Below are 21,113 nucleotides of genomic sequence, written 5' to 3'. Positions count from 1 at the left end.
GGGCCCGGAACCCCGCTCGACACCCGGGCGTCGGCACGCGCCCACGGGGCACTCGCCCTCCACGCGCGCGTGCCGACCGGTGTTCCGCTCACCCGGACGGCCCGCGCGCCGACACACGCACCAGGGAACCAGCGGCCGTCGCCTGGCGTTGACCAGTACGGAAGGGTCCACTGGACGTGACACCACGGCACCAGGGGCACCGCAGCACAGCAAGCGAAGGGTCTCCTGCCGCACCACTTGGAGGGCGTACCGTGCACCGCCGGCACAACGGGCTCAGGACCGCAGTACTCCTCGGGGGACTGTCCGCACTCATCATCGTCATCGGCAGCTTCTTCGGCCGTACGGGCCTGATCGTCGCGGTCCTCGTCGCCATCGGCACCAACGCGTACGCGTACTGGAACAGCGACAAGCTCGCACTCCGAGCCATGCGTGCCCGCCCGGTCAGCGAGTTCGAGGCCCCGGGCCTCTACCGGATGGTCCGCGAACTCTCCACCCAGGCCCGCCAGCCCATGCCCCGCCTGTACATCTCCCCGACGGAGGCGCCGAACGCCTTCGCCACCGGCCGCAACCCGCGCAACGCCGCGGTGTGCTGCACGGAGGGCATCCTGCGCCTGCTCGACGAGCGCGAACTGCGCGGGGTCATCGGCCACGAGCTCAGCCACGTCTACAACCGCGACATCCTGATCTCGTCCGTCGCGGGCGCCCTGGCCTCCGTGATCATGTTCCTGGTCAACTTCGCCTGGCTCATCCCCGTGGGCCGCTCGGACGACGACGAAGGCCCCGGCCTTCTCGGCATGCTGCTGATCATGATTCTCGGCCCCCTCGCGGCCTCGCTCATCCAACTGGCCATCAGCCGCTCCCGGGAGTACGAGGCGGACGCCTCCGGCGCCCGGATCACCGGCGACCCCCTCGCCCTCGCGGGCGCCCTGCGCAAGCTGGAGATCGGCACCCAGCAGCTCCCGCTGCCCCCGGAGCCGCGCATCGAGACCGCGAGCCACATGATGATCGCGAATCCGTTCCGCCCGGGGCAGGGGCTTTCCAGGATGTTCTCCACCCACCCGCCGATGGCGGAGCGCATCGCCCGACTCGAGCAGATGGCAGGTCGACAACAGTGAAGACACTCCTCAACGTCATCTGGCTGGTCCTCAGCGGTTTCTGGCTGTTCCTCGGCTACCTCCTGGCGGGCGTGCTGCTGTGCCTCACGATCATCGGCATCCCGTTCGGCGTCGCGGCCTTCCGGATCGGCGTCTACGCCCTCTGGCCCTTCGGGTACACCACGGTCGAACGCCGGGACGCGGGCGCGCCCTCGTGCGTCGGCAACGTCCTGTGGCTGGTCCTCGCGGGCTGGTGGCTGGCGCTCACGCACATCACCACGGGCATCGCCCTGTGTCTCACGATCATCGGCATCCCGTTCGGCATCGCCAACTTCAAGCTGATCCCGGTCTCCCTGTTTCCGCTGGGCCGCGAGATCGTCCGCACCGACGAGCCGTTCGCGACGCGCTGACGGACCGGCCCGCTGAGGACCGGCCCCCTGGCGGACCGGCCCGTCGACGGGCTGACCCGGTTGTCCACATCGCGCCGGTTGTCCACAGGCAGGCCCGACTGTCGGTGGCGGGCTGCATGATGAACCCATGACCGCGCACGAGCAGTTGCTGACACGGGTGGAGGCCAAGGCCCGCGACACCCGTCCGTACGGCTGGACTTCGCTTCCCGCCCCCGTGGACACCGCCACGCTGACCCGGGCCGAGGCCGCGCTGGGGTTCCGCCTGCCCCCGCTGCTCGCCCAGCTCTACCTACGCATAGGAGACGGCGGATTCGGCCCGGAGTACGGGCTGTTGCCCCTGCTCGACAGCCCGCCGGCCGGTGAACCCGCCGCCGTCCCGCACTACCTGTCCCAGCGTGAGAGCGGACGCAGGGACCCGGAGTGGCCCTGGCCCGAGGGCGTGCTGCCGATATCCCACTGGGGCTGCGCCATGTACGCGTGCGTGGACTGCCGAGCGCCGGAAGCCACCGTGCTGCTCTTCGAGCCGAACCCGGGCGACCCCGACCACGCCTGGTTCGTCGACGCCCCCAGCCTCGCCGACTGGCTGCACTCCTGGGTCGACGGCACGGGCTGGTACGAGGAGATGAACGAGGATCTGGAGATGGCCCCCTGGCCCGACTTCCGCATACGCACGGGGCCGGCCCAGACGTCCTGAGCACGTCCCGCAGGACGTCCTGAGCACACCCCGCAGAGCGCACGGCCACCGCACCGCACGCGAGCCACGGCGCGGCACCGACACCCGAGCGCACGGCCAGCGCGCCCGGACCGGCGCGCCAGGGCACGGGACCACCGCGCCAGGACTCGCGCGCCCGAGGTGGGGGTCACTGCACCCGCACCCGCACCCACCTCCGTCTACGGCGCCGCCGTCACCAACCGCCGTACGCCGTACGCGGCCACGCCCACCGCCAGCACCGCCGCGCCCACGACCACCGAGACCCACGGCAACGCGAACGCCAGCACCACGCACCCGGCCAGACCCAGCGTCGGCACGACCCGCCGGACCGGAGCGGCGTCCAGGGTCCAGGCGGAGGCGTTGGCCACCGCGTAGTAGGCCAGCACACCGAAGGAGGAGAAACCGATCGCGCCCCGGACGTCCACCGTGGCGGCCACGACCGCGACCACCGCACCCACCGCCAACTCCGCCCGGTGCGGCACCTGGAAACGCGGATGCACGCCGGCCAGGGGCCGGGGCAGGTGCCCGTCCCGGGCCATGGCCAGCGTGGTGCGCGAGACGCCCAGGATCAGCGCAAGCAGCGACCCCAGCGCCGCCACGGCGGCCCCCACCCGCACCACCGGGACCATCCCCAGCGCTCCGGCCGCGCGCACCGCGTCGGCCAGCGGCGCGCTCGCGCTCCCGAGCCCACCTGGCCCGAGCACGGAAAGGGTGGCGACCGCCACGCACGTGTACACGGCGAGCGCGACACCGAGAGCGAGCGGGATCGCGCGGGGGATGGTGCGCGCCGGATCCCGTACCTCTTCGCCGAGGGTCGCGATCCGGGCGTACCCGGCGAAGGCGAAGAACAGCAGCCCGGCTGCCTGCAGTACGCCGCCCGCGCCACCGGAGTCGCCGATGGCGAGCCGTTCGGCGTCGGCGGCGCCGGAGCCCAGACACACGACCACCACGGAAGCGAGGACCGCCAGGACCACCGCCACGATCGCCCGCGTCAGCCACGCGGACTTCTGGATGCCGCCGTAGTTCACCGCCGTGAGCGCGATCACCGCCGCGACCGCCACGGCGTGCGCCTGCTCCGGCCAGACGTACGCCCCCACGGTGAGCGCCATCGCCGCACAGGAGGCCGTCTTCCCCACCACGAACGCCCAGCCCGCGAGGTATCCCCAGAACACGCCGAGGCGTTCACGGCCGTACACATATGTGCCGCCCGACGCCGGGTACCGGGCGGCGAGCCGTGCCGACGACATGGCGTTGCAGTAGGCGACCACGGCGGCGACCCCGAGGCCGACCAGCAGACCGGATCCGGCCGCGCGCGCCGCCGGGCCCAGAGCGGCGAAGATCCCCGCCCCGATCATCGAGCCGAGGCCGATGACCACGGCGTCCTCGAGCCCCAGGGTGCGTCGCAGTCCGGTGGTGGAAGCGGGCGGTGTCATGGGCCGCACCTTACTGATCGACGCAACCGGAGAGTGTCGCCCTGACGTCCCCTCCATCAACGCGGCACGAACACACGTGTGGCCGACCGCGTGTGGCAGACGCCACGACCAGCACCGGTCGGGCACGACGAGGACGAGAACGACGCACGGCCCGTGGGCACAGTCCGTCCTAACCGATTCCACAACGCCGGGACGGTGCGGACACAGCGTGGAAGGGCAGGTTCAGGGCATGGGCATCATCAGTTGGATCATCCTCGGGCTGTTGGCCGGAGCCATCGCGAAGTTTCTGCTGCCGGGCCGCGACCCGGGCGGCTTCATCGGCACGACCCTCATCGGCATCGCGGGCGCGTTCATCGGCGGCTGGATCTCGGCCCGCTGGCTGGACCACCCCGTCAGCAAGCACTTCTACGACGGCGCCACCTGGGCCGCGGCCATCGGCGGCTCCCTCGTGCTGCTGATCGCCTACCGCATCCTTTTCGGCAACTCGCGCGACTGAGGCCGTACCCGAGACGCAGCGAAGACGGAAGGGTGGGCACCCTCGGGTGCCCACCCTTCCCGCACTACAGGGAACCGCCGGACCACCGTTTCGGACCGTCGACGGCTCGTGCCACCGGCTACCGGTAGTTCACGAACTGCAGCGCGAAGTCGAAGTCCTTGCCCTTCAGCAGGGCGATCACGGCCTGGAGGTCGTCACGGCTCTTGGAGCTGACGCGCAGCTCCTCGCCCTGGACCTGGGCCTTCACGCCCTTGGGGCCCTCGTCGCGGATGATCTTCGCCACCTTCTTGGCGTTGTCCTGGGAGATGCCTTCCTCGATCGACGCGAAGAGCTTGTACTCCTTGCCGGAGAGCTGGGGCTCACCGGCGTCCAGGGCCTTCAGCGAGATGCCGCGCTTGATCAGCTTGGACTGGAAGACGTCGAGGACAGCCTTCACCCGGTCCTCGGAGTTCGCCTCCATGAGGATCTTGTCACCGGACCACGAGATCGAGGCGCCCACACCCTTGAAGTCGTAGCGCTGCGAGATCTCCTTGGCGGTCTGGTTGAGGGCGTTGTCGACCTCCTGCCGCTCGACCTTCGAGACGATGTCGAAACTGGAGTCGGCCATGTCCTGTGGCTCCTTCTGGGGTGCGTGTCGGGTGCGTGCCGGCGGGCGTGGGGGTGGCCGCCGAGCCCGGCATGAGAGCCGGGCCGCATCCGGACAAGCCTAGTCACCCGCTGCCCCCGCGGCGCCGATCAATCGGGTGGCGGAGCACCCCTGCGTATCGGGTATTGTTTACGTCGTTGCCAGGGAGCACCGCCGAAAAGTGGTGCGAACGGCAGCAACCCCGGCGGTGTGCCCGAGCGGCCAAAGGGAGCAGACTGTAAATCTGCCGGCTCAGCCTTCCCAGGTTCGAATCCTGGCGCCGCCACGCTGAGAAAGACCCCCTCCGAACTGCGGAAACGCAGAGCGGAGGGGGTCTCTTCGTTTTCCGGCGTCGATGCTCGACAGGCTCTCGCTACGCAGCCTCGATCCGCTGGTTCGCGCGGCAGTGGGGGATGCGCCATCACTTGGCGTACCCGTGAAAGAGCACCGCGATGCTGCTGTGGCCGGCCCTCCGTGCGCACTCCAGCGGGTCCACTCCCGAGCTGAGCCCCAGGGACACTTCCCGTGGCGAAGATCATATGGGCGGTGGGACCTCATGGGACCCGCTGTCATCGGGTCAGCCGTTGCCGGCGCGTACGACTCCCTGGAGCGGCGTCAGCGCTCCGGGTCCTGCCCGAGATTCAGTGGTCGGCGGAGAAGATCTCCCGCACCTCACGGACGGCGTAGTAGACCAGGACGTAGCCTGCGGCGGGGTCCGCCCACCACCAGCCGAGGGTGGTGTTGAGGAGCAGCCCGAGCAGGACGGCGGTGGCCAGGAGGCCGTCGATGAGGGTGACGCGGCCCTCGGTCTTCAGAACAGGGTTGCCGAGGGCGGCTCCGGTGCGGGCCTTGCCTGCGGCGAGGGCGAACATGACGGCCGCGGTGAGTGCGGTCCAGCCGATGCCGAGCGGGGAGTGGTGCGGCTCGAAGCCGCCGGCGAGGGTCCAGGTCGACTGGACCAGAAGATACAGGGCGAGGGCGGCGAACCCGACGCCGATCAGCTTCAGGCCGCGGCGCCGGCGTTCCTCACCGGTGCCGGAGAGCTCCCAGATCACCACGGTCGAGGCGCCGATCTCGATCAGGGAGTCCAGGCCGAATCCGGCCAGGGCCACCGACCGGGCGGAGATCGCGGCGGTCGCCAGTACGACGATGCCGGCAACGTTCCATCCCAGGGTGGTGTACTCCAGGGCGAAGCCGCGGCGGATCAGAGTGGCGCGGCTGGTCTCCTCAAGAGTGTTGGTCACCGGGCCAGTCTCCTACGTCCACCCCGTACATGACGTCCGGGGCGTGACAGCGCGATCGGGGGGAGCCGCCGCGGCAGGTCTTGGGCATCTCGTTCCGTGCCGGGGGCACGGCGCACGGGGGCAGCGGGACATCGCGGCTCCGTGGGGTGCGGCGAAGGGACCGGGGAAACTCGCGGCTCGTGGGCAACCACAGCCCCGTCCCGGTGGTCTGGGATACGCCATCGCTGTTCCGGGTCGCGAGCGAGCACCGACGAGGAATCAGTAGACCTCGGGCGGGCGGGGACCGCGTGGCACTCCCAATGGCTCGGGGCGCCGTCCGGTGCCCCCGCATGCACTGGAGAACGCCCGCATGCACACACGTATACGTCTCGCCCTGGCGACGGCCGCGGCCGCGGCCCTCACCGGCAGCCTGCTGACGGCGGCCGCCGGCACCGCATCCGCGGCAGGCTCCGGCCTGCAGGGCGACTTCAACGGGGACGGCTACCGCGACGTCGCCGTGTCCGCCCCCTACGCCACCGTCAGCGGCAAGTCCAACGCGGGCCAGATCGCCGTGATGTACGGATCGGCGAGCGGCCTGAAGGCCACCAGCCGCACGCTCATCAGCCAGGACTCCACCGGCGTACCCGGTGCCGCGGAGACGAACGACTTCTTCGGCCGGGCCACCGCGGCAGGTGACTTCAACGGCGACGGCTACGCCGACCTCGCCGTGGGCACCCCCGGAGAGGACGTCGGAAGCGACACCGACGGCGGCACCGTCGCCATCGTCTGGGGCTCCGCGTCCGGCCTCTCCGGCGCCACCACGGTCACCGACCCGAACCCCACGGGCCAGGACAAGTTCGGGCAGTCCCTGGCGGCCGGTGACTTCGACCCCGACGGCAAGACGGACCTGGCGGCCGGCGGCACCTCCGCCAAGGTGTGGATCTTCAGGGGCGGCTTCACCAAGTCCGGCGGCACGGGCGGCAGCTACTACTACCCGTTCAACATCATCAGCGGAAGCGGCGCCGGAGCCCTGCACCTGGTCACCGCCGACTTCAACGGCGGCGGCGGGGACGACCTGATCGTCAACGGCTACGACTCCTCCACCCAGTACGACACCAACATCCTCATCTACGCCTCGCCCACCGGCACCAAGCTGGAGGGCGGCTCCGAGGAGAACCTGGCGCCCGGCTTCATCACCGCCACCGGGGACCTCAACGGCGACGGCAAGGACGACATCGTCATCGGCGAGACCTGGGACGACGGCATCTCCGGCGCCACCAAGGGCGGCAAGATCAACGTCATCTACGGCAACAACTACAGCGGCTACTCGACCGTCTCCATCAGCCAGGGCACCTCCGGCGTCCCCAGCGACCCGGAGACCGGCGACGCCTTCGGCTGGGAGGTCTCCACCGGCGACATCAACGGCGACGGCTACGACGACATCGCCGTCGGCGCGCCCGCCGAGAACATCACCACCGGCACCACCTCGGTGACCGACGCCGGCGCGGTCACCGTCCTCTACGGGTCCGCCTCCGGCGTCACCACCACCGGCAGCCAGTACTTCCACCAGAACACCACCGGCGTACCCGGCGGCAACGAGGCGTCCGACAACTTCGGCGGCGAGGTCTTCCTGTCCGACGTCAACGGCGACCACAAGGCCGACCTGACCGTGGGCGCCAACGGCGAGAACGACTGGAACGGCAGCGTCGTCGGCCTGCTCTCCGACGGCGGGAAGATCGGCACCGGCGGCGCGGTCTCCTTCGGCCCGTCCAACGTCGGCGTCTCCACCAGCGGCCGCCCCGAGTTCGGCAGCATCATGGCCGGCTGATCGGCTCCGCTCCGGCGCTGCTCCGTACCGGCGACCGTTCCGCCCCGGCGCTGCTCTGCACCGACTCCGCTCCGGCGACCGCTGCGTACCGACTCCGCCCCGGCGACCGCTCCGTACGGAATCGGCCCGTCCCGGTACGGCTTCGTCCCGGCGCCGCCTCGTCCCCGGTGGCGATGTCGGTGCCGGGCGGCACACTGGAGCCATGTCGCCCCGTCGCAGGTCCTGTCCCGAGTGCCGTCGTGAGATCGCCGTCGTCGCAGGACGGTTCGCGCGGCACGACCCGCCCGGGGCGCGGGGGAACGGGGAGCTGACGTCCTGCCCCGGGTCGCGCCGCACGGCGCAACCCGGGGCGGAGCAGCCTTCGTTGGACGGGTACGTCGTTCCCGACTTCCCCGGGCAGTTGCCGTTGTTCTAGCGAGCGCGCGAACGGGTGCCGGTGCGCGCGGGCGGGCGGCCCCGCCGTCCCGCGCCGTGCCCTCGCGCCCCCTCCGCCGCCGACCTCGGTCGACCGCCCCGGACTTCACCGACGGGCGCCCACGTCAGTCGCGCGCCACGCACTTCACCGACGCCGTCAACGTCAGTTGCCCGCCACGGACTTCACCGCCACCGACACCGGCGTCGACCCGCCGACCAGTTCCAGGGTCAGGCCGGTCGTCGCCGGGGTGTCCACCAGCTCGGCCAGCACGGCGGCCACGTCGTCGCGCGGGATCGGGCCGCGGCCGGTGTGGGCCTCCAGGCGCACGAGACCGGTGCCGGCGTCGTTCGTCAGCGCGCCGGGCCGCAGGATCGTCCAGTCCAGGTCCCGCAGGCCGCGGACGTGGTCGTCCGCCTCCCCCTTGGCACGCAGGTAGGCGTCGAAGACCTCGTCGCCCTGGTGCCCCGCGTCCGCGCCCATCGACGACACGACCACGTGCCGCCGTACGCCGGCCCGGACCGCCGCGTCCGCGAACAGGATGGCCGCGCCCTTGTCCACGGTGGCCTTGCGGTCCGCGCCGCTGCCCGGGCCCGCGCCCGCCGCGAACACCGCCGCGTCCGCGCCCCGCAGCCGCTCCGCGACCTCCTCGACCGACGCCGACTCCAGGTCGAGCACGATCGGTTCGGCACCGGCCGCCCGCAGGTCGTCGCCCTGCTCGGCACGGCGGATGATGCCCGCGGCCTCGTCCCCGCGCGCGGCGAGCAACCGCTCCAGCCGCAGCGCGATCTGTCCATGACCCCCAGCGATGACTATGCGCATGTTTCCGACCGTACGCCCGGACGGCCGCATTCGCCGCACGACTTCGGCCCCACCCCGGTACCGCCGTCGCACCCCACGGGCACCCGACGCCCCGCCGGGGACGCTCCCGGGACGCTCGCCACGACGCCGACCCCTCTACGACAACTCCCCCCGCCCCTGCCGCGGCAGCCCCAGCTCCACCGTCGTCGCCGAGTCGCAGAACTCGCGTACCGCGCTGGTCCGGGCCACCACGCGCCCCCGGTGCACCACGATGCGGCTGTACGCGAGGGAGAGCGCGCCCGCCAGCCGGTCGCCGCGCACCGCGAGCAGTTCGGCGGGGAAGCCGGCCTCCACCCGTACCTCGGGCAGGCCGAGCACCGCGCGGGCCGCCGCGCTCACCGTGTCGTAGGCGTCCTCGGGGCGCAGCCCGTAGCGGGAGGCCAGCAGGTAGGCCGCCTCCAGGGGGTCCCCGCGTCCCACCGGGTTGGCCACGTCCCGCAGGGCGCCGCTGCCGGCGGCCACCCGGACCCCGGCCGCCCGCAGCAGCCGTACCGGAGCCGTCCCGCGGCCCTCGGCGGCCCCGCAGCCGCCCTGCGGCAGGCACACCACCGACACGCCGGCCGCGGCGAGCTGGTCGGCGGTGCGCGAGGCCACCTCGGCGGGCAGGCGCGCGAGGCCGCCGCACGGACCGAGCGTCACCCCGGGGCGCAACCCGCCCGCCATCGCCGCGATGCGGGCCAGGCGGGCCGGGTCGGTGCCGTCGGTGTGCAGGTCCACGGGGCAGCCGTGCTCGGAGGCGACCTCGAGGACCGCCTCGACGTAGCCGGTGGGATCGGGGTCCACGTCGGGGCAGCCGCCGACCACGCACGCGCCCATCTTCAGCGCGTCCCGCAGCACCGCCAGCCCGTCCGCGCCGGCCGTCCCGGTCAGTACGCGGGGGACCGCCACCGTCGTCAGCTCGGTGAGCCCGCGCAGGGCCCGCCGCGCGCGCAGGACGGCGGTCAGGGCGCCCAGTCCCTGGACGTCGCCCACCCGCACGTGCGAGCGCAGCGCGGTCGCACCGTGGCCCAGTTGCAGCAGCGCCGCCTCGGTGGCGCGGCGCTGGACGTCCTCCGGGTCGTCCGAGACCGGGCCGCCGCTGTCGGCGGTCAGCGCCGTGTCGCCGTGCGCGTGGGGCTCGGCCGGGGCCGGCAGGAGCAGGTAGCCGTCGAGGTCCACACGGGGCACGCCGCCGCGCGCCGCGTCCGCGGCACGGCCGCCGCCCGTGCCGAGGCTGCCGGCCGTGCCGACCGCCTCGATGCGCCCGCCGGCCAGCCGTACGTCCACGGTCCGCCCGTCGGTCAGCCGCGCCCCGCACAGCAGCAGGCCGCCCGGGTCGGGCCGCCCGCAGGAACCGGACGAGGAGGACGAGTCGGGCGGCTGCGGCTCTCTGTCGGGCATCGCGCTCCAGGTACGAGGTGGCAGGTGAGGTGTCAGGTGTCGTGCGGCGGCTCTCCGGGTGGTCTGGTGCTCGGACGCGTGGCCGTGCCGGCGGACGCAAGATCACGCAGAGTGAGTCGAGCCTAGGGTGGCTCCCCTCCGGGAAGCGGGAGGAGCGCAATAGTCGTACCGGTGTGGCCCGGGGGTCGACGGAGCCCGGACGGCGGGCGGGAGGGGCGGGTGACGGCGTCGGACAGGTACCCCGAAACGGATTTGGGCGAACGGCCACCGACCGTGTAATGTCTTCCTCGCTCGCCCCAATAGCTCAGTCGGCAGAGCGTCTCCATGGTAAGGAGAAGGTCAACGGTTCGATTCCGTTTTGGGGCTCTGATGTGAGAGGTACCCGCCGCGAGGCGGGGCCCGATCGCATCGCAGCGGTGTAGCTCAGTCGGTAGAGCAAGCGGCTCATAATCGCTGTGTCACCGGTTCAAGTCCGGTCACCGCTACTGACAGTAGCCGATTGCGGGGTCGGTCCTTCGATCGGCTACTCTTTCTTGCGTTGAAATAATCCATCCGTTCGTCAAGGAGCACTCACGTGGCTGCCACCGACGTCCGCCCGAAGATCACGCTGGCCTGCGTGGAGTGCAAGGAGCGGAACTACATCACCAAGAAGAACCGGCGTAACAACCCGGACCGTCTTGAGATGAAGAAGCACTGCCCGCGTTGCAACGCGCACACCGCGCACCGCGAGACGCGATAAATCAGGCTCATCCATGAGGCCGCCCCCGCATGCGGGGGCGGCCTCATGGTGTTTTCTCATCCTGTTCCACTCTGATCCATCCCGATCCATCCCGTTCAACCGCACGTGACATCAGGAGGTGCCGAGCCCATGGCGCTCGACCAGTCCTTCGTGGGGCGGTCCTACCCGCCCACCGCCCCCTACGAGGTGGGCCGGGAGAAGATCCGGGAGTTCGCGGAGGCCGTGGGGGACGCCAACCCGGCCTACACGGACCCGCAGGCCGCCCGGGCGCTCGGCCACCCCGACGTGATCGCCCCGCCCACCTTCGTGTTCGCCATCACGTTCAAGGCCGCGGGACAGGTCGTCGAGGACCCGCAGCTCGGCCTCGACTACAGCCGCGTGGTGCACGGCGACCAGAAGTTCGCCTACACCCGCCCCGTGCGCGCCGGTGACCGCCTCGCGGTCACCTCCACCATCGAGGCGATCAAGTCGCTGGCCGGCAACGACATCCTGGACATCCGGGGCGAGGTGCACGACGAGGCGGGCGAGCACGTCGTGACCGCCTGGACCAAGCTCGTGGCCCGCGCGGCCGAGGAGGCGTGAGCAACCCATGACGGCGAAGATTTCGTACGCCGACGTCGAGGTCGGCACCGAGCTGCCGGCGCGGACCTTCCCCGTGACCCGCGCCACCCTCGTCCAGTACGCGGGCGCCTCCGGGGACTTCAACCCGATCCACTGGAACGAGCGGTTCGCCAAGGAGGTCGGGCTGCCGGACGTCATCGCGCACGGCATGTTCACCATGGCCGAGGCGATCCGCGTGGTCACCGACTGGACGGGCGACCCGGGCGCGGTCGTCGAGTACGGCGTCCGCTTCACCAAGCCCGTCGTCGTCCCGGACGACGACAAGGGCGCCACGATCGAGGTCAGCGGCAAGGTGGCGGCCAAGCTCGACGACAACACCGTGCGCGTGGACCTGACGGCCACCAGCGGCGGCCAGAAGGTGCTGGGCATGTCGCGGGCCGTGGTGCGGCTCGCCTGAGACGGTCGTACGGCTCGGGCCGTCGTACGGACTCGCCCGAGGCGGTCGTACGGCCGGCCCGGGGGCCGTACGGCTCGCCCGGGGCGGCAGGTCCCCCGGCGGGCGCCGGGGAGCGACGCCGTCGACGCCGTCTCGTAGTCTTGGGCGCGTGCAGGAACTCCACGACGCGCCCCTGGCCCCGCTGACCACCTTCCGGCTGGGCGGCCCCGCGACCCGGCTGATCACCGCGACGACCGACGCCGAGGTGATCGACGCCGTCCGCGAGGCCGACGCCGCCGGTGTCCCGCTGCTGGTCATCGGCGGCGGTTCCAACCTGGTCATCGGCGACAAGGGCTTCGACGGCACCGCCCTGCGCATCGCCACCACCGGCTTCAAGCTGACCGGCACGACGCTGGAGCTCGCCGCCGGCGAGGTGTGGGCCGACGCCGTCGCCCGCACCGTCGAGGCCGGACTCGCGGGCGTCGAGTGCCTGTCCGGCATCCCGGGCTCGGCCGGCGCGACCCCGATCCAGAACGTCGGGGCGTACGGCCAGGAGGTCTCCGCCACCATCACCGAGGTCGTCGCCTACGACCGCCGGGCCGGCGAGACGGTGACCCTCACCAACGAGGAGTGCGCGTTCTCCTACCGCCACAGCCGCTTCAAGGCCGACCCCGAGCGGTACGTGGTGCTGCGCGTCCGCTTCCTGCTGGAGGACGCGGACGGGCTGTCCGCGCCTCTCAGGTACGCCGAGACGGCCCGCGCGCTCGGCGTGGAGCCGGGCGACCGGGTGCCGCTCGCCACCGCGCGCGAGACCGTGCTGAAGCTGCGCGCCGGGAAGGGCATGGTGCTGGACCCCGAGGACCACGACACCTGGTCGGCCGGGTCCTTCTTCACCAACCCGATCCTCACGGACGCCGAGTTCGACGCCTTCCGCGCCCGTGTGGGGGAGCGGCTGGGCGACGGCGTCGAGCCGCCCGCGTACCCGGCGGGCCAGGGCCGCACCAAGACCTCGGCGGCCTGGCTGATCGACAAGGCGGGCTTCACCAAGGGGTACGGCGCCGGACCCGCCCGCATCTCCACCAAGCACACCCTCGCCCTCACCAACCGCGGCGCGGCCACCACCGAGGACCTCCTCGCGCTGGCCCGTGAGGTGGTCACCGGGGTCCGTGAGGCGTTCGGCATCACCCTGGTCAACGAGCCGGTGACGGTGGGCGTGAGCCTCTAGGACCCGCCTGCCGGCCCGCCCTCGGTCTGCCGGCCTCTGTGCGGCAGCCCCCGCCCGGGGCGGCCGCCCGAGCTCTCCGCCCGCCTCAGCCGGCCGCCTCAGCCGGCAGGTGTGCCGAGCCAGTCGTCGACGCCCGACAGCAGCTTGGCCCGGATGTCCTCCGGCGCCGCCGAGGCGCGGATCGACTGCCGGGCCAGCTCGGCCAGCTGCTCGTCCGTGAAGCCGTGGTGCCGGCGGGCGATGTCGTACTGGGCCGCCAGCCGGGAGCCGAAGAGCAGCGGGTCGTCCGCGCCCAGGGCCATCGGCACGCCCGCCTCGAACAGGGTGCGCAGCGGGACGTCCTCGGGCTTCTCGTAGACGCCGAGCGCCACGTTCGACGCGGGGCAGACCTCGCAGGTCACGCCCCGTTCGGCGAGGCGCCGCAGCAGCCGCGGGTCCTCGGCCGCGCGCACCCCATGGCCCACCCGGTGGGCGCTCAGGTCGTCCAGGCAGTCGCGGACCGAGGCCGGGCCGGTCAGCTCGCCGCCGTGCGGGGCCGACAGCAGCCCGCCGTCCCGGGCGATCGAGAAGGCGCGGTCGAAGTCCCGCGCCATGCCCCGCCGTTCGTCGTTGGAGAGGCCGAAGCCCACCACGCCCCGGTCCCGGTAGCGCACGGCGAGCCGGGCCAGCGTGCGGGCGTCCAGCGGGTGCTTCATGCGGTTGGCGGCCACCAGGACCCGCATGCCCAGGCCCGTGTCGCGCGACGCCGCCTCCACCGCGTCCAGGATGATCTCCAGCGCCGGGATCAGCCCGCCCAGGCGCGGCGCGTACGAGGTCGGGTCCACCTGGATCTCCAGCCACCCCGAGCCGTCGCTGAGGTCCTCCTCGGCCGCCTCCCGGACCAGCCGCCGGATGTCCTCCGGCTCCCGCAGGCACGAGCGCGCCGCGTCGTACAGCCGCTGGAAGCGGAACCAGCCCCGCTCGTCCGTCGCCCGCAGTCTCGGCGGCTCCCCGCTGAACAGCGCCTCGGTCAGCGCCTCGGGCAGCCGTACCCCGTACTTGTCGGCCAGTTCCAGCAGGGTGGTGGGCCGCATCGACCCGGTGAAGTGCAGGTGCAGATGGGCTTTCGGCAGCTGAGAGACATCACGTACACGCTCCATCCGAGGATCCTGCCGTACGTTCCCGGGCTCCCGGTAGCCGTTTCCCCGTTCGTGGTCTTGCTCGCACGCAGGAACGGCACGAACGAAGGGAGGGGCAGCGGGTGGATTCCCGCTGCCCCTCCCTTCCAGGAGACGGACGTCAGTCCCGCGCCTCCGCCAGCAGCTTCTGGAGCCGGCTCACGCCCTCCACCAGGTCCTCGTCACCGAGGGCGTACGACAGCCGGAGGTAGCCCGGCGTGCCGAAGGCCTCGCCCGGGACCACCGCGACCTCGGCCTCCTCCAGGATGAGCGCGGCGAGCTCGACCGAGTTCTGCGGGCGCTTGCCGCGGATCTCCTTGCCGATCAGGGCCTTCACCGACGGGTACGCGTAGAAGGCGCCCTCCGGCTCGGGGCAGACCACGCCGTCGATCTCGTTGAGCATCCGCACGATGGTCCTGCGGCGCCGGTCGAAGGCCTCGCGCATCTTCGCGACCGCTTCCAGGTCGCCGGAGACCGCGGCCAGGGCCGCCGCCTGGGCGACGTTCGACACGTTCGAGGTGGCGTGCGACTGGAGGTTCGTCGCGGCCTTCACGACGTCCTTCGGGCCGATGACCCAGCCGACGCGCCAGCCGGTCATCGCGTACGTCTTGGCGACGCCGTTGACCACGACGCACTTGTCGCGCAGCTCGGGCAGGATCGCCGGCAGGGACACGGAGACGGCGTCGCCGTAGACCAGGTGCTCGTAGATCTCGTCGGTGAGCACCCACAGGCCGTGCTCCAGGGCCCAGCGGCCCACGGCCTCCGTCTCGGCCTCGGAGTACACCGCGCCGGTCGGGTTGGACGGGGACACGAAGAGGACGACCTTGGTCTTCTCCGTGCGCGCGGCCTCCAGCTGCTCCACGCTGACGCGGTAGCCGGTGGTCTCGTCGGCGACGACCTCCACCGGGACGCCGCCGGCCAGGCGGATCGACTCCGGGTACGTCGTCCAGTACGGCGCCGGCACGATGACCTCGTCGCCCGGGTCGAGGATCGCGGCGAAGGCCTCGTAGATGGCCTGCTTGCCGCCGTTGGTCACCAGGATCTGGGAGACGTCGGGCTCCCAGCCGGAGTCGCGCAGCGTCTTCGCGGCGATCGCGGACTTCAGCTCGGGCAGACCGCCGGCCGGGGTGTACCGGTGGTACTTCGGGTTCTTGCAGGCCTCGATCGCGGCCTCGACGATGTAGTCGGGCGTCGGGAAGTCGGGCTCACCGGCGCCGAAGCCGATCACCGGACGCCCGGCGGCCTTCAGGGCCTTCGCCTTGGCGTCCACGGCGAGGGTGGCGGACTCGGAGATCGCGCCGACTCGGGCGGAGACCCGGCGCTCGGTGGGAGGGGTTGCAGCGCTCATGCCGTCCATGGTTTCAGACCCGAAACGCACCCGGCACGCGGGTTTCACAGACTGAACAGGACGGGTCGAACCCCAGAACAACCGTCCGGATCCGGGCACCGGACTGGGCGATCTTCCGCCGGGCGGCCCGCGACGGGCGCTTTCTGTTCGACGACCGGCCCCGAACCACGTACACTCTCACCTCGTTGGCCTTCAGCAGCCGCAACCGCACCCGGTGCACACCGAGCATCCGGTCGGATGCGGTACGTTGGGGGACACACAGAGGGTCGTAGCTCAATTGGTAGAGCACCGGTCTCCAAAACCGGCGGTTGGGGGTTCAAGTCCCTCCGGCCCTGCTACACACACCTTCGCCAGGGATGTGTGCGCATGTACGTACAGCAATGCACCGCCGTGCGGCTCCGACCGGGCGCGGCACGGCCACGACCCGGAATCAGGTGAGGACGTAATGACGGACGCCGTGGGCTCCATCGACACGCCTGATGCCCAGGACGAGCTGCAGGAGAAGAAGGCGCGCAAGGGCGGCAAGCGGGGCAAGAAGGGCCCGCTGAAGCGCCTCGGCCTCTTCTACCGCCAGATCATCGCGGAACTGCGCAAGGTCGTCTGGCCCACGCGTGGCCAGCTCACGTCGTACACGACCGTGGTGATCTTCTTCGTCGCCATCATGATCGCCCTGGTGACCGTGATTGACTATGGGCTCAACCACGCGGCCAAGTACGTTTTCGGCTGAGCCAAGAGCGAAGGGCGCCGTGGATCCCGGCGCCCGTTTTCGCATGTTCCACCCCTATGTATCCAGGAAGAAGCAGCCACCGTGTCTGACCCGAACCTGAACGACGCCACCGAGCCTCGCGGGGAAGCCGTCGAGCCTGTGGATGTCGAGTCCGTGGACGACGAGCTCGACATCATCGAGGGCGCGGACGAGGTCGACGAGGCCGAGGCTGCCGAGGCCGCTGCGGGCGAGCCCGCCGAGGAGGCCGCCGTCAACGTCGTGGACGAGGACGAGGCCGCCGAGGAGGCAGTCGCCGAGCAGGAGCCGGAGGAGGAGCTCGACCCGGTCGAGAAGCTCCGCCAGGAACTGCGCGTGCTGCCCGGCGAGTGGTACGTCATCCACACCTACGCCGGCTACGAGAAGCGCGTGAAGGCCAACCTGGAGCAGCGCGCCGTCTCGCTCAACGTCGAGGACTTCATCTACCAGGCCGAGGTGCCCGAGGAAGAGATCGTCCAGATCAAGAACGGCGAGCGCAAGACCGTCCGGCAGAACAAGCTGCCCGGTTACGTCCTCGTCCGCATGGACCTGACGAACGAGTCCTGGGGCGTCGTCCGCAACACCCCGGGCGTCACCGGCTTCGTCGGCAACGCCTACGACCCGTACCCGCTGTCCCTGGACGAGATCGTCAAGATGCTCGCCCCGGAGGCCGAGGAGAAGGCCGCCCGCGAGGCCGCCGAGGCCGAGGGCAAGCCGGCCCCGCAGCGCAAGGTCGAGGTCCAGGTGCTGGACTTCGAGGTCGGCGACTCGGTCACCGTCACCGACGGCCCGTTCGCCACGCTCCAGGCGACCATCAACGAGATCAACCCCGACTCGAAGAAGGTCAAGGGCCTGGTGGAGATCTTCGGCCGCGAGACGCCGGTCGAGCTCTCCTTCGACCAGATCCAGAAGAACTGAGGTTCTTCCGGACCGAGCACTTCCGACCAGGTCAGACGGGCTGCGAATGCCGGTCTGACCTGCTCGGTTTTTGGCCGCGCATCCATACCCGTTATCGTTGTGCGGTATGCCTCCATCCGGATGATCCGGGCGATCACGCCCTGATCATGTCCCGGACGGCGGCGGACCACTCTCACTAAGGACCCGGAGAGAGCTATGCCTCCCAAGAAGAAGAAGGTCACGGGGCTCATCAAGCTCCAGATCCAGGCCGGCGCGGCCAACCCGGCCCCGCCGGTCGGCCCGGCGCTGGGTCAGCACGGCGTCAACATCATGGAGTTCTGCAAGGCCTACAACGCCGCGACCGAGTCGCAGCGTGGCTGGGTCATCCCGGTGGAGATCACGGTCTACGAGGACCGTTCCTTCACCTTCGTGACCAAGACTCCGCCGGCCGCCAAGATGATCCTCAAGGCCGCGGGCATCGAGAAGGGCTCCGGCGAGCCGCACAAGACCAAGGTCGCCAAGATCACCGAGGCGCAGGTCCGCGAGATCGCCACGACGAAGATGCCCGACCTCAACGCCAACGACCTGGACGCCGCCGCGAAGATCATCGCCGGCACCGCCCGTTCCATGGGCGTCACGGTCGAGGGCTGAGCCCCACCTTCGCAGAACATCCGGCGGCAGCGACGCTGTCGCACGTGGAAGGGCCTGCTCGGCCCGTACCACGACTCCTTTCAGAACACACAGGAGCAGTAGTGAGCAAGCGCAGCAAGGCTCTCAAGGCTGCGGACAGCAAGATCGACCGGGAGAAGCTGTACGCCCCGCTCGAGGCTGTCCGTCTCGCCAAGGAGACCTCCACGACCAAGTTCGACGGCACCGTCGAGGTCGCCTTCCGTCTGGGTGTCGACCCGCGCAAGGCCGACCAGATGGTCCGTGGCACCGTGAACCTGCCGCACGGCACCGGCAAGACCGCCCGGGTCCTGGTCTTCGCGACCGGTGACCGTGCTGCGGCCGCGGAGGCCGCGGGCGCCGACATCGTCGGCTCCGACGAACTGATCGACGAGGTGGCGAAGGGCCGTCTGGACTTCGACGCCGTCGTCGCCACCCCGGACCTCATGGGCAAGGTCGGCCGCCTCGGCCGCGTGCTCGGTCCCCGTGGTCTCATGCCGAACCCCAAGACCGGCACCGTGACCCCGGACGTGGCCAAGGCCGTCACCGACATCAAGGGCGGCAAGATCGAGTTCCGCGTCGACAAGCACGCGAACCTCCACTTCATCATCGGCAAGACGTCGTTCGACGACAGCAAGCTGGTGGAGAACTACGGCGCCGCGCTGGAGGAGATCCTCCGTCTGAAGCCGTCCGCCGCCAAGGGTCGCTACATCAAGAAGGCCGCCATCAGCACCACGATGGGCCCCGGCATCCCGGTCGACTCGAACCGCACCCGCAACCTCCTCGTCGAGGAGGACCCGGCCGCGGTCTGAGCCTGAGGCTCGCCCAGTCGGACGACGGGCCCCGCACCTTCCGAGGTGCGGGGCCCGTCCCCTTTCTGTGCGATTTCCTGTGCGATTTCGCCTACGGGTGTCAGCGGCCTGCGCTAGCGTGCGGTGCACAGCAATCGCATAGGGGTGGGACGTATGACCAGCACGACCGCGCGCCGGGTGACGCTCTCGATCGCGGTGGTGACCGCGCTGACGGGCGTGGCCGCCTGCTCCTCGGGATCCTCCGGAGGCTCCGGCAGAGGCACGGCCGGTCAGAGCGTCACGCACGTCAGCCCCGTCGCCGCCCTGCGCTCCGCCGAGCGGTCGACCGACCGGGCCGACTCCGCCCGGGTCGAGATGACGACCAGCATCGGCAGCATGATGTCGATGAAGGCGCACGGCACCGTGGGCTGGGGCCAGGGCCTCACCGGCGACCTCACCATCGCGTACACCGGCGGCACCATGGCCGAGACCATGCGCCGCGTGGGCAGCACCTCGATGGAGGCCCGGTACCTGCCCGACGCCTTCTACGCGCGCATGGGCGAGCAGTTCGCCCGGCAGGCGGGCGGCAGGCACTGGCTCCGGTACGGGTACGCGGACCTGGCCGGGGTCCCCGGCGGCTCCGGGGCCTTCCTCAAGGACCAGATGCGCAACAACACCCCGAACCAGTCGGTGAAGTTGCTGCTGGCCTCCGGGGACGTCAAGAAGGCCGGCGAGGCCACCGTGCGCGGCCGGCACACCACGCACTACGCGGGCACGGTCGACGTCGCCGACCTCGTCGACAAGAGCTCCCACCTCCCCGCGGGCCAGCTCGCGGACCTGAAGAAGCAGCTCACCACGGCCGGGGTGAGCACGGAGCGCGTCGACATCTGGGTCGACGACCAGAACCTGCTCGTGAAGCAGTCCTGCAAGGCGCGGATGGCCATGGGGGAGATGTCCCAGACCGCCTACTACACCGACTACGGCGTGCCGGTCTCCGTCCAGCGGCCCCCGGCGGGCGACACCGAGGACTTCAAGGACCTGCTGAAGAAGCAGGGTTCCACGCTCGGCGGCACGGGGACCGGGAGCGGCACCGGCGCGTCCTCCTGAGCGCGGCGCCGGGCAGTGGCCCGGGCGCGTCCTCGTGAGGCACGTCCTCCGGGGCGGGGCGCCCGCGGCCGGGCCCCGTACGGGCCGATTTGCCTGACGGGGAGCCGTTCCCGTACTCTCCTACCGAAGCCAAAGACCGCTGGTCGTTGCCGCGCACTCGTTCGAGGGCGTGGTGGCCGAAGGATCCGCTGAAAATGCGGGCGACCCGCGCAGGTGACTGTGGAAGAACTCCCGGAGTGTGCGCGACCAACGCGCGTGTGTTCCGGTCGAGTCCGCCCCGTGCGCCTGCGCCCGGGGCGTTTCGTTTTCCCCAGTCCTCCTTCGGGTCCGCGCGGTCCGAATCACCCGGAAGGAGGCCGAGGCTCTATGGCGAGGCCCGACAAGGCTGCCGCGGTTGCCGAGCTGACGGACAAGTTCCGCAGCTCCAGCGCCGCTGTGCTGACCGAGTACCGCGGTCTCACCGTGGCGCAGCTCAAGACGCTGCGTCGTTCGCTCGGTGAGAACGCCCAGTACGCCGTGGTGAAGAACACGCTGACCAAGATTGCGGCCAACGAGGCCGGGATCACGCTGGACGACCAGCTCTTCGCTGGTCCGACGGCCGTCGCCTTCGTCACCGGTGACCCGGTGGAGTCGGCGAAGGGTCTCCGCGACTTCGCCAAGGACAACCCGAATCTCGTCATCAAGGGCGGTGTCCTTGACGGCAAGGCGCTCAGCGCCGACGAGATCAAGAAGCTTGCGGACCTCGAGTCCCGCGAGGTTCTGCTCTCCAAGCTGGCCGGTGCCTTCAAGGGGAAGCAGTCCCAGGCTGCCTCCGTCTTCCAGGCGCTGCCGTCGAAGCTCGTCCGCACCGTGGACGCGCTTCGTGCCAAGCAGGACGAGCAGGGCGGTGCCGAGTAATTCGGCTCGCTTTCCGATCCTCGCCGCGTGAGGTGAGGGTCGATGCGGGCCCGACGTACGCCCGCCTCACCCC

At 71.1% G+C, this 21,113-nt stretch carries 23 protein-coding genes and 4 tRNA genes; 20 read left to right on the top strand and 7 right to left on the bottom strand.

Translation table 11 applies throughout. The features are described 5' to 3' along the window. The first annotated feature begins 251 nt into the window (after positions 1 to 251). The 3 genes from htpX to ACIPM1_RS22275 all read left to right on the top strand — a co-directional run bounded on the left by htpX (position 252) and on the right by ACIPM1_RS22275 (position 2,198). The gene (gene htpX / locus ACIPM1_RS22285) at positions 252 to 1,115 is read left to right on the top strand and encodes a zinc metalloprotease HtpX (RefSeq protein ID WP_402437238.1); all 864 of its coding nucleotides are present in this window, start codon (positions 252 to 254) and stop codon (positions 1,113 to 1,115) included. After that, positions 1,112 to 1,504 carry a YccF domain-containing protein gene (locus ACIPM1_RS22280; protein ID WP_402437236.1) on the top strand — a complete coding sequence of 131 codons (393 nt, stop codon included), beginning with the start codon at positions 1,112 to 1,114 and terminating at the stop codon, positions 1,502 to 1,504. Before htpX ends, ACIPM1_RS22280 begins: the two co-directional genes overlap by 4 nt. Before the next feature lie 127 nt (positions 1,505 to 1,631). Next, a complete protein-coding gene (locus ACIPM1_RS22275) occupies positions 1,632 to 2,198 on the top strand; it encodes an SMI1/KNR4 family protein (protein WP_402437234.1) in 567 nt (188 codons plus the stop codon). Between the two features lie 197 nt (positions 2,199 to 2,395). Here ACIPM1_RS22275 and ACIPM1_RS22270 read toward each other — a convergent pair whose 3' ends face one another. Next, positions 2,396 to 3,649 (bottom strand): APC family permease, encoded by a 1,254-nt coding sequence (locus ACIPM1_RS22270; RefSeq protein ID WP_402437232.1) that lies wholly within the window; start codon positions 3,647 to 3,649, stop codon positions 2,396 to 2,398. A gap of 229 nt (positions 3,650 to 3,878) precedes the next feature. Between ACIPM1_RS22270 and ACIPM1_RS22265 the strand changes: the two genes are divergently transcribed. Continuing rightward, entirely contained in the window at positions 3,879 to 4,145 is a 267-nt protein-coding gene (locus ACIPM1_RS22265) for a GlsB/YeaQ/YmgE family stress response membrane protein (protein WP_356189389.1), read from the top strand. A gap of 118 nt (positions 4,146 to 4,263) precedes the next feature. On the opposite strand, the gene ACIPM1_RS22260 is transcribed toward ACIPM1_RS22265, so the two are convergent. Beyond that, positions 4,264 to 4,752, bottom strand: coding sequence for a YajQ family cyclic di-GMP-binding protein (locus tag ACIPM1_RS22260; protein ID WP_356189387.1), 489 nt, complete (start codon positions 4,750 to 4,752; stop codon positions 4,264 to 4,266). 222 nt (positions 4,753 to 4,974) lie between these two features. On the opposite strand from ACIPM1_RS22260, the gene ACIPM1_RS22255 reads away from it, so the two are divergent. Then, positions 4,975 to 5,056 (top strand) — tRNA-Tyr (locus tag ACIPM1_RS22255). A gap of 355 nt (positions 5,057 to 5,411) precedes the next feature. Here the strand turns inward: ACIPM1_RS22255 and ACIPM1_RS22250 are convergent. Then, on the bottom strand, positions 5,412 to 6,014 hold the full coding sequence (locus ACIPM1_RS22250) for a cation transporter (protein ID WP_402437229.1): 603 nt from the start codon (positions 6,012 to 6,014) through the stop codon (positions 5,412 to 5,414). Between the two features lie 349 nt (positions 6,015 to 6,363). On the opposite strand from ACIPM1_RS22250, the gene ACIPM1_RS22245 reads away from it, so the two are divergent. Together ACIPM1_RS22245 and ACIPM1_RS22240 are read left to right on the top strand one after the other, a co-directional pair. Beyond that, entirely contained in the window at positions 6,364 to 7,821 is a 1,458-nt protein-coding gene (locus ACIPM1_RS22245) for an FG-GAP-like repeat-containing protein (RefSeq protein ID WP_402437227.1), read from the top strand. Between the two features lie 202 nt (positions 7,822 to 8,023). After that, positions 8,024 to 8,236, top strand: a complete 213-nt coding sequence (locus ACIPM1_RS22240; protein WP_402437225.1) for a hypothetical protein — start codon at positions 8,024 to 8,026, stop codon at positions 8,234 to 8,236. Positions 8,237 to 8,398: 162 nt separating this feature from the next. On the opposite strand, the gene ACIPM1_RS22235 is transcribed toward ACIPM1_RS22240, so the two are convergent. Beyond that, positions 8,399 to 9,055 carry an SDR family oxidoreductase gene (locus ACIPM1_RS22235; RefSeq protein WP_402437223.1) on the bottom strand — a complete coding sequence of 219 codons (657 nt, stop codon included), beginning with the start codon at positions 9,053 to 9,055 and terminating at the stop codon, positions 8,399 to 8,401. A 135-nt stretch (positions 9,056 to 9,190) separates the two neighbouring features. Further along, on the bottom strand, positions 9,191 to 10,474 hold the full coding sequence (locus ACIPM1_RS22230) for an amidohydrolase family protein (RefSeq protein WP_402437221.1): 1,284 nt from the start codon (positions 10,472 to 10,474) through the stop codon (positions 9,191 to 9,193). A gap of 293 nt (positions 10,475 to 10,767) precedes the next feature. Between ACIPM1_RS22230 and ACIPM1_RS22225 the strand changes: the two genes are divergently transcribed. The 6 genes from ACIPM1_RS22225 (at position 10,768) to ACIPM1_RS22200 (ending at position 13,435) form a co-directional block, all read left to right on the top strand. Next, positions 10,768 to 10,840 (top strand) — tRNA-Thr (locus ACIPM1_RS22225). Positions 10,841 to 10,886: 46 nt separating this feature from the next. Next, a tRNA-Met gene (locus ACIPM1_RS22220) sits at positions 10,887 to 10,959 on the top strand. 89 nt (positions 10,960 to 11,048) lie between these two features. Continuing rightward, a complete protein-coding gene (gene rpmG, locus ACIPM1_RS22215) occupies positions 11,049 to 11,213 on the top strand; it encodes a 50S ribosomal protein L33 (protein ID WP_003948671.1) in 165 nt (54 codons plus the stop codon). A gap of 129 nt (positions 11,214 to 11,342) precedes the next feature. Beyond that, positions 11,343 to 11,795: a MaoC family dehydratase N-terminal domain-containing protein gene (locus ACIPM1_RS22210; RefSeq protein WP_402437219.1), complete on the top strand. Its 453-nt coding sequence runs from the start codon at positions 11,343 to 11,345 to the stop codon at positions 11,793 to 11,795. Positions 11,796 to 11,802: 7 nt separating this feature from the next. Then, positions 11,803 to 12,231 (top strand): MaoC family dehydratase, encoded by a 429-nt coding sequence (locus ACIPM1_RS22205; protein ID WP_402437217.1) that lies wholly within the window; start codon positions 11,803 to 11,805, stop codon positions 12,229 to 12,231. 148 nt (positions 12,232 to 12,379) lie between these two features. After that, positions 12,380 to 13,435 carry a UDP-N-acetylmuramate dehydrogenase gene (locus tag ACIPM1_RS22200; RefSeq protein WP_402437215.1) on the top strand — a complete coding sequence of 352 codons (1,056 nt, stop codon included), beginning with the start codon at positions 12,380 to 12,382 and terminating at the stop codon, positions 13,433 to 13,435. Between the two features lie 98 nt (positions 13,436 to 13,533). On the opposite strand, the gene ACIPM1_RS22195 is transcribed toward ACIPM1_RS22200, so the two are convergent. Continuing rightward, positions 13,534 to 14,574, bottom strand: a complete 1,041-nt coding sequence (locus ACIPM1_RS22195) for an adenosine deaminase (RefSeq protein ID WP_356189363.1) — start codon at positions 14,572 to 14,574, stop codon at positions 13,534 to 13,536. 139 nt (positions 14,575 to 14,713) lie between these two features. Continuing rightward, positions 14,714 to 15,940, bottom strand: coding sequence for a pyridoxal phosphate-dependent aminotransferase (locus ACIPM1_RS22190; RefSeq protein ID WP_402437213.1), 1,227 nt, complete (start codon positions 15,938 to 15,940; stop codon positions 14,714 to 14,716). A 262-nt stretch (positions 15,941 to 16,202) separates the two neighbouring features. On the opposite strand from ACIPM1_RS22190, the gene ACIPM1_RS22185 reads away from it, so the two are divergent. From ACIPM1_RS22185 to rplJ, 7 genes are all read left to right on the top strand, one after another. Next, a tRNA-Trp gene (locus ACIPM1_RS22185) sits at positions 16,203 to 16,275 on the top strand. Positions 16,276 to 16,385: 110 nt separating this feature from the next. Further along, positions 16,386 to 16,667 carry a preprotein translocase subunit SecE gene (gene secE, locus ACIPM1_RS22180; RefSeq protein ID WP_356189359.1) on the top strand — a complete coding sequence of 94 codons (282 nt, stop codon included), beginning with the start codon at positions 16,386 to 16,388 and terminating at the stop codon, positions 16,665 to 16,667. An 81-nt stretch (positions 16,668 to 16,748) separates the two neighbouring features. Continuing rightward, entirely contained in the window at positions 16,749 to 17,600 is an 852-nt protein-coding gene (gene nusG / locus ACIPM1_RS22175) for a transcription termination/antitermination protein NusG (protein ID WP_356189357.1), read from the top strand. Between the two features lie 195 nt (positions 17,601 to 17,795). Continuing rightward, positions 17,796 to 18,230: a 50S ribosomal protein L11 gene (gene rplK / locus ACIPM1_RS22170; protein WP_033528316.1), complete on the top strand. Its 435-nt coding sequence runs from the start codon at positions 17,796 to 17,798 to the stop codon at positions 18,228 to 18,230. Between the two features lie 101 nt (positions 18,231 to 18,331). Next, positions 18,332 to 19,057 (top strand): 50S ribosomal protein L1, encoded by a 726-nt coding sequence (rplA, locus tag ACIPM1_RS22165; RefSeq protein WP_356189354.1) that lies wholly within the window; start codon positions 18,332 to 18,334, stop codon positions 19,055 to 19,057. A 153-nt stretch (positions 19,058 to 19,210) separates the two neighbouring features. Continuing rightward, positions 19,211 to 20,143 (top strand): hypothetical protein, encoded by a 933-nt coding sequence (locus ACIPM1_RS22160; RefSeq protein ID WP_402437210.1) that lies wholly within the window; start codon positions 19,211 to 19,213, stop codon positions 20,141 to 20,143. A 366-nt stretch (positions 20,144 to 20,509) separates the two neighbouring features. Then, positions 20,510 to 21,040: a 50S ribosomal protein L10 gene (rplJ, locus tag ACIPM1_RS22155; protein ID WP_356189350.1), complete on the top strand. Its 531-nt coding sequence runs from the start codon at positions 20,510 to 20,512 to the stop codon at positions 21,038 to 21,040. The last annotated feature ends 73 nt before the right edge of the window (positions 21,041 to 21,113 follow it).

The sequence above is a fragment of the Streptomyces sp. NPDC086766 genome, from assembly GCF_044746005.1.
GTDB lineage: Bacteria > Actinomycetota > Actinomycetes > Streptomycetales > Streptomycetaceae > Streptomyces.
The sequence above is the reverse complement of the archived record's forward strand: the minus strand, read 5'-3'. Positions and strand labels throughout refer to the sequence as shown.

Excerpts from the sequence above, each read along its gene's own strand:
- ACIPM1_RS22275 (WP_402437234.1), top strand. The coding sequence starts at position 1,632 with ATGACCGCGCACGAGCAGTTGCTGACACGGGTGGAGGCCAAGGCCCGC.
- ACIPM1_RS22270 (WP_402437232.1), bottom strand. The coding sequence starts at position 3,649 with ATGACACCGCCCGCTTCCACCACCGGACTGCGACGCACCCTGGGGCTC.
- ACIPM1_RS22265 (WP_356189389.1), top strand. The coding sequence starts at position 3,879 with ATGGGCATCATCAGTTGGATCATCCTCGGGCTGTTGGCCGGAGCCATC.
- ACIPM1_RS22260 (WP_356189387.1), bottom strand. The coding sequence starts at position 4,752 with ATGGCCGACTCCAGTTTCGACATCGTCTCGAAGGTCGAGCGGCAGGAG.
- ACIPM1_RS22245 (WP_402437227.1), top strand. The coding sequence starts at position 6,364 with ATGCACACACGTATACGTCTCGCCCTGGCGACGGCCGCGGCCGCGGCC.
- ACIPM1_RS22240 (WP_402437225.1), top strand. The coding sequence starts at position 8,024 with ATGTCGCCCCGTCGCAGGTCCTGTCCCGAGTGCCGTCGTGAGATCGCC.
- ACIPM1_RS22235 (WP_402437223.1), bottom strand. The coding sequence starts at position 9,055 with ATGCGCATAGTCATCGCTGGGGGTCATGGACAGATCGCGCTGCGGCTG.
- ACIPM1_RS22230 (WP_402437221.1), bottom strand. The coding sequence starts at position 10,474 with ATGCCCGACAGAGAGCCGCAGCCGCCCGACTCGTCCTCCTCGTCCGGT.
- ACIPM1_RS22210 (WP_402437219.1), top strand. The coding sequence starts at position 11,343 with ATGGCGCTCGACCAGTCCTTCGTGGGGCGGTCCTACCCGCCCACCGCC.
- ACIPM1_RS22205 (WP_402437217.1), top strand. The coding sequence starts at position 11,803 with ATGACGGCGAAGATTTCGTACGCCGACGTCGAGGTCGGCACCGAGCTG.
- ACIPM1_RS22195 (WP_356189363.1), bottom strand. The coding sequence starts at position 14,574 with ATGGAGCGTGTACGTGATGTCTCTCAGCTGCCGAAAGCCCATCTGCAC.
- ACIPM1_RS22190 (WP_402437213.1), bottom strand. The coding sequence starts at position 15,940 with ATGAGCGCTGCAACCCCTCCCACCGAGCGCCGGGTCTCCGCCCGAGTC.
- secE (WP_356189359.1), top strand. The coding sequence starts at position 16,386 with ATGACGGACGCCGTGGGCTCCATCGACACGCCTGATGCCCAGGACGAG.
- rplK (WP_033528316.1), top strand. The coding sequence starts at position 17,796 with ATGCCTCCCAAGAAGAAGAAGGTCACGGGGCTCATCAAGCTCCAGATC.
- ACIPM1_RS22160 (WP_402437210.1), top strand. The coding sequence starts at position 19,211 with ATGACCAGCACGACCGCGCGCCGGGTGACGCTCTCGATCGCGGTGGTG.
- rplJ (WP_356189350.1), top strand. The coding sequence starts at position 20,510 with ATGGCGAGGCCCGACAAGGCTGCCGCGGTTGCCGAGCTGACGGACAAG.